Raw genomic sequence first — 13291 nt, 5'->3', positions numbered from 1 at the left:
AAGCACCTCTCTTTACGGTGATGGGTTTCAAAAGAGACGCGTCCCTTTTGCGGGTGCAGGGCAGAGCCCTGCGGTACGGATCCTGGGCCCCTTTCGAGGGTCCAGGATCCGTATGCCGGGGTTTCACCCCGACACCCCACCAAAGGGCTGAGCCCTTTGGGAACCCGGTGGCCGGAACGGACCTCCGGCAGGACGGGTTGTCCCGCCGGTTTGCTGCACCGCAGATGGACGGGAGTTGGGGATGGCCGAGCAGACGACAGCCCTCAAGAACGATGCGGCTTGCGGCACCAAGCCGGCGCCGCCCTGCACGCTGGTGATCTTCGGGGCGGGCGGAGACCTGACCAAGCGCCTGCTGATGCCCTCCCTCTACAACCTCGCGGGCGCCGGGCTGCTGCCGGCGGGCTTCTCGATCCTGGGCGTCGATCATAACGACGGCACCGACGAGGGCCTGCGCGACACCCTGACCAAGACCCTGGAGGCGTTCAGCAAGGACCCGACCTCCGAGTTCCACGCCGACCATATCGACCCGAAGAGCTGGGGCTTCATCCGGGAGCGCCTTCACTACCTGAAGGGCGATTTCGAAAAGCCGGAGACGTTCGCCGCCATCAAGGCGAAGGTAACCGGCAACGCGGTGTTCTACTGCGCGGTGGCGGCGCGGTTCTTCGGGACGATCGTGGACGGGCTCGGGCAGGCCGGCCTGCTCAAGCAGGAGGGCGACAGCTTCCGCCGGGTGGTCATCGAGAAGCCGTTCGGCTCCGACCTCGCTTCGGCCCGGGAACTCAACGCCCGCATCCTCAAGCAGGGTGACGAGAGCCAGTTCTTCCGGATCGATCACTTCCTGGGGAAGGAGACGGTCCAGTCGATCATGGCGTTCCGCTTCGCCAACGGGCTGCTCGAGCCGGTCTGGCGGCGGGAATACATCGACAGCATCCAGATCACGGCGGCCGAGACGGTCGGCGTCGAGGAGCGCGGCGGGTTTTACGAGCCCACCGGTGCGCTGCGCGACATGGTGCCGAACCACATGTTCCAGCTCCTCTGCATGGTCGGCATGGAGCCGCCGAACTCCTTCGACGCGGAGGCCGTGCGCACCGAGAAGGCTAAGCTCGCCGAGGCCGTGCGGCCGATTCCACCGGAGGATGCGGTGCGCGGCCAGTATGCGGCCGGCACCTCGGAGGGGCGCGACCTGCCGGCCTACCGGGACGAGCCGCATGTCGCCAAGGACTCGGTTACCGAGACCTACATTGCATTGAAGCTGCACATCGAGAACTGGCGCTGGGCCGGCGTGCCCTTCTACATCCGCACCGGCAAGCGCATGACCGGGCGGCGCACCGAGATCGCGGTTCTGTTCAAGCCGGCCCCGTTCAAGATGTTCGAGGAGACGCCGACCGCCGACCTGGGGCCGACCGTAATGCGGATCCTGATCGACCCGGATCACGGGGTGAGCACCGAATTCAACGTCAAGGTACCGGGGCCGCAGATGAAGATCGGCCGCGTGCGCTCCGGCTTCCGCTACAAGGATTTCTTCGCCGACACGCCGAATGTCGGCTACGAGACGCTGCTCTACGATTGCATGACCGGCGACGCGACCCTGTTCCAGCGGGCCGACAACATCGAGGCCGGCTGGGCGGCGGTGGACCCGCTGCTCAAGGGCTGGCCGCAGGCGGACGTGACATTCTATCCCGCGGGGAGCACTGGCCCCAAGGAGGCCGACGAGCTTCTGGCACGCGACGGCCGGCACTGGCTGGGGCTGGACGGCGAGACCGATTGATTCGTTCGCTCAAAACGGAGAGCAACGGGCTCCGCGTCTCTCCCTCCCCCGCAGAGGGGGGAGGGAGATGCGGATGCGAGTCCTGTTACACCTCGGACATACAACCTACCCCCCCTCACCGCCGCTTGAACGGCAGCATCGCGGCCACCGCCAGCGCGTCGACCCGGTTGTTGAGCGGGTCGCTGGCATGGCCCTTCACCCAGTGCCACGCCACCTCATGGCGCTCCCGGGCGGCGTCGATGCGGCGCCAGAGATCCTCGTTCTTCACGGGCTTCTTGTCGGCGGTGCGCCAGCCCCGCGCCTTCCAGTTGTGGATCCAACTGGTGACGCCCTGGCGCAGGTACTGGGAGTCCGTGAACAGGTCGACCCGGCAGGGGCGCTTCAGCGCCTCCAGCGCCTCGATCGCCGCCAGGATCTCCATGCGGTTGTTGGTGGTGTGGGCCTCGCCCCCGGAGAGTTCCTTCCGGGTGTCGCCGAAGATCAGGATGGCGCCCCAGCCCCCCGGCCCGGGATTCCCCGAGCAGGCGCCATCCGTGTAGATCTTGACCCGCGTCGGCTCGACCGCGGTTTCGGTCACGTCGGTGCTCATCCGGTCTTCAGCCCTGCCGCCCGTAATCCTGCGCGTCCCGCGCCTGGCGATGGAAGGCGAGCCGGCGGTCGAATTCCCGGGGGTCCTTCGGCTTTACCAAAGCGCCGGGCGGCACGTTCAACCAGTCGACCAGCCGGGTCAGCATGAACCGGAGCGCCGCCCCCCGGCACAGGATCGGCAGGGCCGTGACCTCGGCGGGCTCAAGGCGGCGCACAGCTTCGTAGCCGGCAAACAGGGCTGTCGCCATGTCGTGGTGGAAGGTGCCGTCGGGCTCGAAGCACCATGCGTTGAGGCACACCGCGATGTCGTACGCGAAGGCGTCCGTGCAGGCGAAGTAGAAGTCGATCAGGCCCGACAGGGCGTCTCCGATGAAGAACACGTTGTCGGTGAAGAGATCCGCGTGGATCACGCCCCCCGGCAGATCGTGCGGCCAGTGTGCCTCCAGGAAGGCGAGGTCGTCTCGGGTACGTGCCGCGAGACCGGGCTCCACCGTATCGGCCTGATCTTCGGCCTGCGCGAAGAGCGGCCGCCAAGCCGAGACCGAAAGGCTGTTGTCCCGCACCATCGGGAAATCGCGGCCGGCCGCATGCAGCGCGGCGAGCGCCCGGCCGAGTTCCCGGCAATGCTCGACGCCGGGCGTTTTGACCGAGACGCCCTCTAGAAAGCTGACGATGGCGGCGGGCCGGCCGCAGAGCTGCCCGAGGGCCTGACCGGCCCGGTCGCGCACCGGCTGCGGGCAGGCGAGACCGCGGGCGGAGAGATGCTCCATCAGCCCGATAAAGAACGGCAGGTCGGCTTCCCGCACCCGCTTCTCGTAGAGCGTCAGGATGTAGGAGCCGCCGGTGGTCTGGAGAAAGAAATTCGAGTTCTCGACGCCCTCGGCGATGCCCTTGAAGGAGAGCAGGCTGCCGATCGCGTAAGCCGACAGGAAGTCGGCGAGCGCCGTGTCGGATACCTCGGTGTAGACGGCCACGTGTTCGCGCTCTGAATTTTTTGGAAGTTCGATACGACGAGGGGCGCCGAAGCGCCCCCGCATAAAGCCTGCTGCGCCTGTGTCCAGGCTGGCCTGTGTCCAGGCTGCCTACTCGGCGGCCTCGCTGCGCAGCTCCCTCGGCAGCGGGAACACCATGTCCTCAATCACGGTCGAGACCGTGTCGACCACCACGTCGTAGCGGGCCGCGAAGGCGTCGATGATTTCCTCCACCAGCACCTCGGGCGCCGAGGCGCCGGCCGTGAGGCCGAGCTTGCGGATCCCCTCGAAGGCTGGCCAGTCGATCTCCTCGGCGCGCAGCACGAGGCGGGTGATCGGGCAGCCGACGCGTTCGGCGACCTCGCGCAGGCGCTGCGAATTCGAGGAGTTCGAGGAGCCGACCACGATCAGGGCATCGACCAGCGGCGCCACCTGCTTCACCGCCTCCTGGCGGTTGGTGGTGGCGTAGCAGATGTCGTCCTTGTGCGGCCCGGTGATGGTCGGGAATTTCTGCTTGAGCGCCTCGACGATGTGGCGGGTGTCGTCCACCGACAGGGTCGTCTGGGTCACCCAGGCGAGGTTGTTGGGATTCTCGGGGTTCAGGGCGCTGATTTGTTCCAGATCCTCCACCAGGGTGATCGAGCCCTTGGGCAACTGGCCCATCGTGCCCACCACTTCCGGGTGGCCCGAATGGCCGACCAGCAGCACATGGCGGCCGCGCTTGTGATGGATCTCGGCCTCGCGGTGGACCTTGGTGACCAGCGGGCAGGTGGCGTCGATCGTGGTCAGCCCACGCGAATCGGCATTGGCCGGCACGGTCTTCGCAACGCCGTGGGCGGAGAAGATCACCGGGGCGGCACCGTCCGGCACCTCGTCGAGTTCGCGGACGAACACGGCGCCCTTCCGCTTCAGGCTCTCGACCACGTACTTGTTGTGCACGATCTCGTGCCGGACGTAGACGGGCGGCCCGTAGATCGCGAGCGCCCGCTCCACCACGTCGATGGCCCGCACCACGCCGGCGCAGAAGCCGCGGGGGGCGCAGAGCAGGATCTCCAGCGGCGGCTTGCCGGTGGTGCCCGCGACGGGCTCGGAAGGCGTGATCGTAGCGGTCATGCGGGCGATGTGGCGAGGGTGGGGCCGTCCTGTCAACAGGATTGCCCTACGAACCGGGCAGGAACAGGGAAGCGGAATGGCTCTGTAGCACGTTTGCCGCGGGAATTGGAGCCGCGTCCGCTGCCAACCTCACGGGGTGCCGCGCGACCGGATCCCGACCCTGCGTGGGGAGCGAGGCCGCACGGACGCCTGCGGCAACCTGTCAGAGCCGCCGGATCCCCGTGACCGCGCCGAAACTGTTCGCCTGGATCCGCTCCACCGCCCCGGCCAAGGGCTCGGCCGCCACCGCCATGTGGTAGCCGTTGGCGTGGATCAGCGTCTCCGGGTCGAGCATCAGCCCAACATGGCCGCGCCAGAACACGAAATCGCCCCGGCACAGGCCGGTCAGTGCGAGGGGCAGCGCCTGCCCGAGATCCCGCTCCTGCATGTCGGCATCGCGCGGACAGGCGAGCCCCGCTGCGTCCAGGCAGAGCTGCACCAGGCCCGAGCAGTCGAGCCCCAGCGTCGTCCGGCCGCCCCAGAGATAGGGTGTTTCCACGAGGCGCGCGGCCGTGCCGGCGTAGTCCGGCGCATGGTCCGCCACCGGGGCGCAGTGCCGGGCGAACACGTAGCCACCCGGGGTCTTCAGATACGCGCCCGCCGCCCCGGTCACCACCAGACGCGCCCCGAGACTCAGATGGGCGAGAACCGGCCGCTTCAGGTCGGGTTCCGGATACAGGAAGGTGCGCAGAGCCGTGACCCGGTGGGTCGGCTCCGGCCCGGCGGGGCCGAGGCTGTCGGCCGGCAGGTAGCCGACATAGCCGTCGCGGGCGAGTTGCACGAAGGCGAAGCCGTTTGCCGCGTCGTACAGGGTGACGGCGTCGCCGAGCAGCGCTTCGGTGTCGAGCCCGGCTTCCGGGGTGGGCGCGCGCCGCAGAGGAGCCGAGGGCGCCGTCACCCGTCGGGGGCTGCCCGCCACGAAGCGCGCGGCGGCCACGCGACCGCGCAGGCGCTCATCGGCGATGTCGGCGCGGGCGGGCGTGATCCGGGGATCGAGGGATTCGGTCATGGGGGAATGCTATCAGACCGGGTTCACGATGGGATGAACGCCCGGCGGCATGGGCAGGAATCCGTTGCGCGATCCCGTCTGCGCTTCTATGTCGCACGGGATACCGAATGGGAAAGGATGCGGGTCCGAGGTTTTCGCGTGCTCGAAGGCCCCGCCGAACCGGTGCGTCGCGGGGGCAAAGCTTGATCAGCCATGCGCCGTCATGGTCGGTCACGGATCTTTGATGCACTGCACAACCGCCCCGGAAGGCGCTATGTCTATCCCATGAAGACCGCGAGTCGCCCCGTGAAGAAGACACAGAAGAGCTTCGCCGACCTCCCGCCGATCCGAGTGCGCCGCGAGCCGCCGACGGTGAACGAGGCGGTCGCGGCCGCCCAGGACCTCGCCGACGATGTCGAGCAGCAGGCCGAGATCGCGGCCGGCCTGATGGGCCTGCCCGTCGACGAGGTCCGCCCGCATGTCCTGGCGGCCAAGACGGTGAAGCCCGAGCGCATGCCGGAGCGGATCCTGACCCAGGCCAGCCCAAGCCGCGCGCCGCGCACCGTCGTGGTCGAGCGGCGCACCCGCCCGACCGTGGTGATCGAGCGCCGCACCCGGCCCCTCGCGCCGCCGCGCTGACGGGATCCGGCCCTACCAGGGCAGCGTCGCGCCTCGGTAATCGAGATAGTGCGCGCCCGGCTGGCCGAGCCGGGCCGTGATAACGTCTGCGAGGCCCGCGACGCTGGTGGCGACGTCGATATCGGCCTCCGCGCCGCCCATGTCGGTGCGGACCCAGCCCGGATGCAGGATCAGCACCGAGACGGACTCCGCCCGGTGGCGGATCTCGAAGCTGCGCGCCAGGGTGTTGAGCGCCGCCTTGCTGGCCCGGTAGGTCTCCCAGCAGCCGGTCTCGTTCAGGCTGACGCTACCGAGAATCGAGCTCATCAGCGCGAGGCTGCCGCCCGGCGCCAAGCGATCCAGGAACGCCTCGACGAAGCGGATCGGGCTGACCGCGTTGGTGAGATAGACCTGCGCGGCGACATCCCGCGGCACCGCATGCACCGGATCGTGCGCCTGCGTGGCGACCCCGGCCACCACGAAGATCAGGTCGAAGCGCTGGTCCGCCAAGCGGTCGTGCAGGGCGGCGACGCTCGCCGCGTCGTCGATATCGGCGGTCTCGACGCGAAGCGTCTTCGCGTCGAGGCGGGCGAGATCGGGGGATGAGCTGCGCTGGGTCGCGGTGACGTGCCAGCCGCGCGCCAGGAAGGTCTCGACGAGGCCGAGCCCAAGACCGCGGGAGGCCCCGACGATCAGAGCGTTCTTCTGGGATTGGATCATGATGGGTCTCCGGGATCGGCCTGATAAGGCTTCATTGGGTCCCGTGGTTTCATGACCGGGTGAGGGTCCGCGTTGGGTGGATTTTCGCCGTTCTGCTTTCGGGCTGCAGCGCATGAGAACGGACGTCGTCTCGTGCTCAATCACGGCCCGCTGCTTTAGGTCCGAACGTCTCCGCTGCAGGCTCAAACTGTCATCGGCGTCACCCAATCATTCCGACGCCCAGTTATAAACCTATCGGTCATCAAAATCGGCCAATCTCGTTAGAATAGTAAAAATAATACCTCAGGTTGGAATCAGTATATTTTGACATCAGGGAATTTTTCTATCATAAAACAATACCTTACTGTAACATGTACAATAGCATACGGTCTGAGGGCCCCGATCGCGAATGCGGGCGTTATTTTCGACCGAAGGCCTTCATCCCAGGAACGCTTTCCGCCAATGGCGGGACATGCTGTGCACGCAGATGGTACCGAACGAGATCCGGAACCTTGCTGCTGCGCCGTTCCACGGTCGGATCGAGTTCACCGCGATCGGATCTTTGCCGATCACCCGAAGCGTTCAGAGTTCCACCCGTACCGAAGTGACACCTGAGGCGGTTCGTCGGAATGGCCGGGGTGATCGCCTCTACGCGGTCTTCACCGAATCTGGCCATCATGCCGTCCAGCAGAACGAGCGTGAGGCGGTGGCCCGGACCGGTGATTTCGTCGTGCTCGATCATCGCCCCGGCGTCAGCGAGATCGAGACCGGCAGCGTCCTGATCCTCGACCTGCCGCGAGAGCGCTTGGAGAGTGTGCTGGGTCCGTCTCAACTGTTCACGACCCTTACAGTCGGGACCAACCTCGCCTCCACGACGCTCGCGAACACTTACATACGGGATCTGATCCGGGTGGGAGATCGGCTCACCCCCGACGCGGCGACGCGCATGGCGTCGATTGGGGTTGATCTAATGGTGGCCAGTCTCGCCGAAAGGTTGGTGCAGGAGGTGCCCCGCTCCATTCAGGGCAACGCCACGGTCCAACGAGCCAAGGCCTACATCGACGATCACTTGGGTGACACGACCCTTGACCCGCCGCAGCTCGCTGCCGCGGTCGGCGTATCGCTGCGCAGGCTGCAGGAGCTGTTCCAAGAGCGGGGCCGACACATCTCCGACTACATCTGGGGACGCCGGCTAGAGTTAGCGGCCAAGCGCTTGAGCGATCCGGCTTGCGCCCACCTGTCGATCGGCATGCTGGCTTACGGCTGCGGCTTCAGCAGCCAGGCGCATTTCGCTCGCCGCTTCAAGGATCGCCACGGCATAAGCCCGAGCGAATACCGGCAGGCGCATAGGTGGAACGTACAAATGGTCGCGGCCACTTCCAAGCTACCGTTTGAGTCAGCTTAGAGCGCTCTCCGCCGAAGTGGACACCGGTTCGGCGCAAGAGAGCGCGTCACATCAAGGGCTTGGAGCCGCGCACGATTGCAGCGCGATCGGGCACGGCCCTCGTAACTCGACTGGGTCGGAAGCGGAACGTCCGCTTCGGGGCCAAAGCTCAGGGTCCGCTCCCCATCCAGTGCTGAAGGTGCTGGACGGCTGACGAACGGCCGCTTTGTGGAAGCGATAACGCCGGTCTGAGTGGCTGGGTTGGGTCGGAAGCAGTCCCGATACCCCCAGACGGGCCGGGCTCTACCCCAAAACATCAATCCGCCGTCTGCACCGACCACGTGGCGTGGCGGATGCCGGGCATGCGGGCGAGTTCGTTGGTCACGGCGTCGAGTTCCTCCGCCTTCACGGCGCTGGCGGTGAGCGTCGCCACCACGTCGACCGCGCTCTCGCCGCGCTCCTCCACGGCGACGTTGCCGACCGGGTAGTTGGCCGCCTCGAGGAGTTCCACCAGCAGATCCTGAGCCGGGCCGGCCTCGCCGGGCGCGGTGGTGACCTGGACCTCGTAGGTCGCCTCGGTGGCGGATTCGCGGATCGGCGCGCGGTTGATGGCGTTCACCAGAGGCCGCAGCGCCGTGTTGCAGGCCAGCACCGTCGCCATCACGAACACCGCCTCCAGGGGCAGGTCGGCGCCGCAGAACGCGCCCACCGCGGCTGAGCACCAGAGGGTCGCGGCCGTGTTGAGGCCGCGGACGTTCATGCCCTCCTTCATGATCACGCCGGCCCCGAGGAAGCCGATGCCCGAGATCACGTAGGCGACGGTCCGGACGCCCCCGTCCGGGCCGCTCAGGCGCATGCCGAGATCGACGAAGGCGCTGGCTCCCACCGCCACCAGCACGGCCGTGCGCAGGCCCGCGGTGCGCTGCCGGTACTGCCGCTCGGCCCCGATGATCGTGCCCAGCACGAAGGCCACGAGCAGGCCGATCGCGGATTTCGCTTCTTCGGGGAGGGCGGCATAGCTGGTCATCGGCGGTTCTTGTGAGCGGGGCGGTGACGAAACCGTGACATCGTGGATCGGCTCGGGCCCGAAAGCCCCAGGAAACCGGGATTGACGGCCGTACCGGGCAGCGGGCACACCGGCAACAGATTGAGGATCCCTTAAGAATTCGGGACCCGGCCGAGGAGGCGTGCAGGATGCAGGACAGAGCCCAGGCGGCGGATACGGTCCGCGCAGGATCTCGCCACGCGAAATCTTGTCGCTCATGAGCGGCGCCCTTGCCGAACGCCGGCCCGAGACGATCCCGGATGCCGCCCTGCACGGCCGCGTCATGGCGCTGCGCGAGGGGCTGGAACGCGGCCTGATCGGCAGTGCCGGCCTCGTCGAGCGCCTGCTGATCGGGCTCCTGACCGGCGGCCACCTGCTGATCGAGGGCGCGCCCGGGCTCGCCAAGACCCGCGCGGTCAAGCGCTTGGCCGATGGGCTCGACGGCTCCTTCGCGCGCATCCAGTGCACCCCGGACCTGATGCCGGCCGATCTGACCGGCACCACCGTCTGGCGGCAGGATAGCGGCACCTTCGAGTTCCTGCCCGGGCCGCTGTTCCACGCCCTGGTGCTGGTGGACGAGGTCAACCGCGCGCCCCCGAAGGTGCAGTCGGCCCTGCTCGAATCCATGGCCGAGGGGCAGGTCACGGTCTCGGGGGCGACGCACCGGCTGTCCGACCCGTTCATGGTCGTGGCGACCCAGAACCCGATCGAGCATGCCGGCACCTTCCCGCTGCCCGAAGCCCAGCTCGACCGCTTCCTCCTGCACGTCGTGGTCGACATGCCCGACGAGGCCACCGAGCGGGCGATCCTCGACCTCGTGGAGGGCGAGATCACCCATCACGTCGACGCCATGACCATGCGGCTGTCGCTGGCCGACGTGCGCGCGGCCCGGGAGGCGGCGCTGTCCACCTACGTGTCGCCGGCGCTCAAGGATTATCTGGTCCGGCTGGTGGCGGCGACCCGCACCGATGCGGCGGCGCCGGACCTGCGCGCCCTGATCGAGCATCCGGCCTCGCCGCGCGGCACCCTGGCGCTGATGATGGCCGGCAAGGCCCGGGCCTGGCTGCGGGGCCGCGACCACGTCACCCCCGAGGACGTCACCGAACTCGCCCGCGACGCCCTCGCCCACCGGATCGGCCTGACCTGGCGGGCGGCGGCCGAGGGCAAGACGGCGCGCGGCGTCGTCGGCGCGCTGGTGCAACGGGTGCGGGCGCTCTGACGGTGTTCGGGCTGAAGATCCCGCGCCGCGCCCCCCCTCCCCCCTCTGCGGGGGAGGGTACCCTGCGCAGCAGGGGGGGAGAGGGGAGCGACGATGCAGGTTCGAGCGTCGGCCTTCGTGACGGTCGCGCCCCGTCCGGAAGCCGGCTTCCCCCCTCGCGGGACTTCGTCCCGGCCCGACCCGGCCTGACGGCCGGGCCACCCTCCCCCGCAGAGGGGGGAGGGATCAACGGCGGCATCCACCTCTCGGGCGAGGCCCTGATGGGCCTGCGCCACCTCGCCCGGCGGGGCTCCGCGCCCGCCACCCGGACGCTCGCGGGCCTGCCGGGCGGCATCGTCACCCGCCGCCGTGGGCGCGGCTCGGAGCCGGAGGATGTCCGGCTCTGGTCCGAGGGCGACGACCGCCGCTTCATCGACCGCAACGCCACCGCGCGGACCGGGCAGCTGCATGTCCGCACCCACCACGACGAGCGCGACCGCGCCGTGGTGCTGTTGGCCGATTTCCGGCCCTCGATGCTGTTCGGCACCCGCCGGGCGCTCCGCTCGGTGGCGGCCGCCGAGGCCCTGGCGCTGCTCGGCTGGCGGGTCGCGGCCGATGGCGGCCGGGTCGGCCTCGCGGTGGCCTCCGCCGGCGCCCCCACGGTGCTGCGGCCGGCGGGCGGCGAGCGCGCCATGATCGCGGTGACCGGGGCGCTGGCCCAGGCCCATGCCGACGCGCTGGCGGCCGAATCCGGTTCACCGACCCGCGCGGAACCGCCGCTGGAGGCGACGCTCGGCCTCGCCCGCGGCCTGCTGCCGGCCGGCGGCCACCTCGTCGTCGCCAGCGCCCTGGACGATCCGGGCCCGGGCTTCGACGAACTCCTGACCCTGCTGGCCGAGCGGATCGCGATCCGCCTGATCCTGGTGAGCGACGCCTTCGAGCGCGCCCGGCCGCCGGGCTACTACCCCTTCGCCCTCGCGGATGGCCACCGCGGCACGGCGCTTCCCATAGCCGGCGCATCGGGCGAATCCGCCGAGGCCCGGCTCGCCGACTATGCCCGCCGCGGCATCGCGGGGGTACGTCTCGACGTCGAGTCCGGGCCTGAGGCCTACGCGCCGCTGATGGAGCGCCTCGATGCGGTGCTGTGAGGCCGGACCCGGCGGATCGCCGCGATGAACGCCGCCACGATACCCATCGAGACCCCGCTCGGCCTCGATCAGCTCCGCGGTCTCCATCTGCCGGGCGGTGCCGCCGGGGCCGTGCAGGGCGAGATCATCGCGGCGGCGCTCCTGGGCTTCCTCGCCGCCCTGCTGGTGGGGCTGGTGCGCTATGGGCGCAGCCGGTCCCGGGCCACGGTACGCCGGGCGGCGCTCACCGAACTCACCCGGAGCCGCGGCCTCGATCCGGAGGCGCGGCTCCTGGCCCAGGCCCGTCTGCTGCGCCGCCTCGGCCGGACGCTCGGCGGCGAGGTTGAGAGCCGGGCCGTGGGGGCGGACTGGGCGGCCCGCCTCGACGGTCTGTTCCGGACCGATTTCTTCACGCGGGGCGCCGGGCGGGTGCTCGCCGACGGCCTGTACCGCCGGCAGACGCCGGATCTCGACGCCCTGGATGCCGAGCTCGGCCGCCTGATCGGACGGCTGCGGACATGAGTGGTGTTCTGCCCGCTTGGCTCAGCGCCCTCCTGTCGGCCTTCGACCTCGCCACGCCCTGGGCGCTCCTGGCTCTGCCGCTGCCGCTGCTGGCCGCGCGCCTGATCCCCGCCGAGCCGGAGGGCGGCAGCGGGGCGCTGCGCGTCCCCGGCACGGTGGTCGGCGCAGGTCGCTCCGGCGCCGACCTCGCCGCCCGGGGCCGGCGCCGGGCCGCGCTGACCTGGACGCTCTGGGTCGCCCTGGTGGCGGCGCTGAGCGGCCCGCGCCTCGTCATGCCGGCGACCGCGCTCCCGGCCTCGGGCCGCGAGATCATGATCGCCATGGATCTCTCGGGCTCCATGGAGCGGCGCGACTTCACCCTCGACGGCGAGACCGTGAACCGGCTCACTGCGGTCAAGCGCGTCGGCACCGACTTCATCCGGCGCCGGGCCGGGGACCGGATCGGCCTCGTGATCTTCGCCGATCAGGCCTACGTGGCCGCCGCGCCGAGCTTCGACACCGCGGCGGTCGCCCGGGCGCTGGACGAGGCGACGATCGGCATCAGCGGCCGCTCCACCGGCATCGGCGATGGCCTCGGTCTCGCCCTGCGGCGGCTGGACCCGCGGGATGCCGGCGACGACGGCTCCGGGACCAAGCCCGGCATGAAGGCTGCGAAGGCTGTGATCCTGCTCTCGGACGGCGCCAACAATGCCGGCCAGACCGCCCCCAAGGACGTGGCCGAGCTCGCCAAGGAACTCGGCATCAAGGTCTACACGATCGCGCTGGGTCCCCGGGACATGGCGGATGCCGACGGCGAGCAGGATGTGGTCGACACCGAGACCCTGCGCGACATGGCGCAGGCCAGCGGCGGCGAGGCGTTCCGGGTACGCACCACCGACGATCTCGTCCGCGTCGCCGACGCCATCGACCGTTTGGAGGGAGGCCGTGCCCTGGCCCCGCCCCTGCCGCTGCGCCGGGACCTCTGGCCCTGGCCCGCGGCCCTGGCGTTGCTGAGCGCGGCTCTGTTGCTCGCCAGCCGGAGGGGGGCGTGATGCGGAACGGTTTTGGGCTTGCGTCCGATCACGCACCGATCCTGTTGGTTGCGAGGCGGCTCCGGACTGACGCGCGTCTCCCTCCCCCCTCTGCGGGGGAGGGTGGCCCGACGGGCGCTCTCTGCGTCAGCAGGGGTCGGGTCGGGACGAAGTCCCGCGAGGGGGGAGCGACGCTTCCGGATCAGGCAGGCCCAGCGTGC

General features: G+C 69.6%; 13 protein-coding genes. 7 read left to right on the top strand and 6 right to left on the bottom strand.

Features of this window, described 5'->3' with window-relative positions; translation table 11 throughout:
- The first annotated feature begins 241 nt into the window (after positions 1 to 241).
- Positions 242 to 1768 carry a glucose-6-phosphate dehydrogenase gene (gene zwf, locus OXS49_RS19960; RefSeq protein WP_267426315.1) on the top strand — a complete coding sequence of 509 codons (1527 nt, stop codon included), beginning with the start codon at positions 242 to 244 and terminating at the stop codon, positions 1766 to 1768.
- A 115-nt stretch (positions 1769 to 1883) separates the two neighbouring features.
- On the opposite strand, the gene rnhA is transcribed toward zwf, so the two are convergent.
- The 4 genes from rnhA to OXS49_RS19940 form a co-directional block, all read right to left on the bottom strand.
- Entirely contained in the window at positions 1884 to 2357 is a 474-nt protein-coding gene (rnhA, locus tag OXS49_RS19955) for a ribonuclease HI (protein WP_267426314.1), read from the bottom strand.
- A 7-nt stretch (positions 2358 to 2364) separates the two neighbouring features.
- Positions 2365 to 3330: a homoserine kinase gene (locus tag OXS49_RS19950; RefSeq protein ID WP_244003382.1), complete on the bottom strand. Its 966-nt coding sequence runs from the start codon at positions 3328 to 3330 to the stop codon at positions 2365 to 2367.
- Between the two features lie 108 nt (positions 3331 to 3438).
- The gene (gene ispH, locus OXS49_RS19945; RefSeq protein WP_243917555.1) at positions 3439 to 4440 is read right to left on the bottom strand and encodes a 4-hydroxy-3-methylbut-2-enyl diphosphate reductase; all 1002 of its coding nucleotides are present in this window, start codon (positions 4438 to 4440) and stop codon (positions 3439 to 3441) included.
- Between the two features lie 202 nt (positions 4441 to 4642).
- Positions 4643 to 5488: an NlpC/P60 family protein gene (locus tag OXS49_RS19940; protein ID WP_244003380.1), complete on the bottom strand. Its 846-nt coding sequence runs from the start codon at positions 5486 to 5488 to the stop codon at positions 4643 to 4645.
- A gap of 285 nt (positions 5489 to 5773) precedes the next feature.
- Here OXS49_RS19940 and OXS49_RS19935 point away from each other — a divergent pair, with 285 nt between their 5' ends.
- Positions 5774 to 6106 carry a hypothetical protein gene (locus OXS49_RS19935; protein WP_244003378.1) on the top strand — a complete coding sequence of 111 codons (333 nt, stop codon included), beginning with the start codon at positions 5774 to 5776 and terminating at the stop codon, positions 6104 to 6106.
- 12 nt (positions 6107 to 6118) lie between these two features.
- Here OXS49_RS19935 and OXS49_RS19930 read toward each other — a convergent pair whose 3' ends face one another.
- Complete coding sequence (locus OXS49_RS19930; RefSeq protein WP_267426313.1) at positions 6119 to 6805, bottom strand: SDR family oxidoreductase; 687 nt, start codon at positions 6803 to 6805, stop codon at positions 6119 to 6121.
- Positions 6806 to 7193: 388 nt separating this feature from the next.
- On the opposite strand from OXS49_RS19930, the gene OXS49_RS19925 reads away from it, so the two are divergent.
- Positions 7194 to 8189, top strand: a complete 996-nt coding sequence (locus OXS49_RS19925; protein ID WP_267426312.1) for a helix-turn-helix domain-containing protein — start codon at positions 7194 to 7196, stop codon at positions 8187 to 8189.
- Between the two features lie 295 nt (positions 8190 to 8484).
- Here the strand turns inward: OXS49_RS19925 and OXS49_RS19920 are convergent, their stop codons facing one another.
- Positions 8485 to 9195, bottom strand: coding sequence for an MgtC/SapB family protein (locus tag OXS49_RS19920; RefSeq protein ID WP_267426311.1), 711 nt, complete (start codon positions 9193 to 9195; stop codon positions 8485 to 8487).
- A gap of 235 nt (positions 9196 to 9430) precedes the next feature.
- On the opposite strand from OXS49_RS19920, the gene OXS49_RS19915 reads away from it, so the two are divergent.
- The 4 genes from OXS49_RS19915 (at position 9431) to OXS49_RS19900 (ending at position 13091) form a co-directional block, all read left to right on the top strand.
- Positions 9431 to 10432, top strand: coding sequence for a MoxR family ATPase (locus OXS49_RS19915; protein WP_267426310.1), 1002 nt, complete (start codon positions 9431 to 9433; stop codon positions 10430 to 10432).
- Positions 10433 to 10692: 260 nt separating this feature from the next.
- Positions 10693 to 11559 (top strand): DUF58 domain-containing protein, encoded by an 867-nt coding sequence (locus tag OXS49_RS19910; RefSeq protein WP_267426309.1) that lies wholly within the window; start codon positions 10693 to 10695, stop codon positions 11557 to 11559.
- Positions 11560 to 11583: 24 nt separating this feature from the next.
- Positions 11584 to 12060 (top strand): DUF4381 family protein, encoded by a 477-nt coding sequence (locus tag OXS49_RS19905; RefSeq protein ID WP_267426308.1) that lies wholly within the window; start codon positions 11584 to 11586, stop codon positions 12058 to 12060.
- Positions 12057 to 13091 carry a VWA domain-containing protein gene (locus OXS49_RS19900; RefSeq protein ID WP_244003364.1) on the top strand — a complete coding sequence of 345 codons (1035 nt, stop codon included), beginning with the start codon at positions 12057 to 12059 and terminating at the stop codon, positions 13089 to 13091. Before OXS49_RS19905 ends, OXS49_RS19900 begins: the two co-directional genes overlap by 4 nt.
- The last annotated feature ends 200 nt before the right edge of the window (positions 13092 to 13291 follow it).

The sequence above is a fragment of the Methylobacterium sp. GC_Met_2 genome (assembly GCF_026540795.1).
In the GTDB taxonomy this organism is placed as follows: Bacteria; Pseudomonadota; Alphaproteobacteria; order Rhizobiales; family Beijerinckiaceae; genus Methylobacterium.
This window is presented reverse-complemented; position numbering and strand designations above follow the sequence as displayed.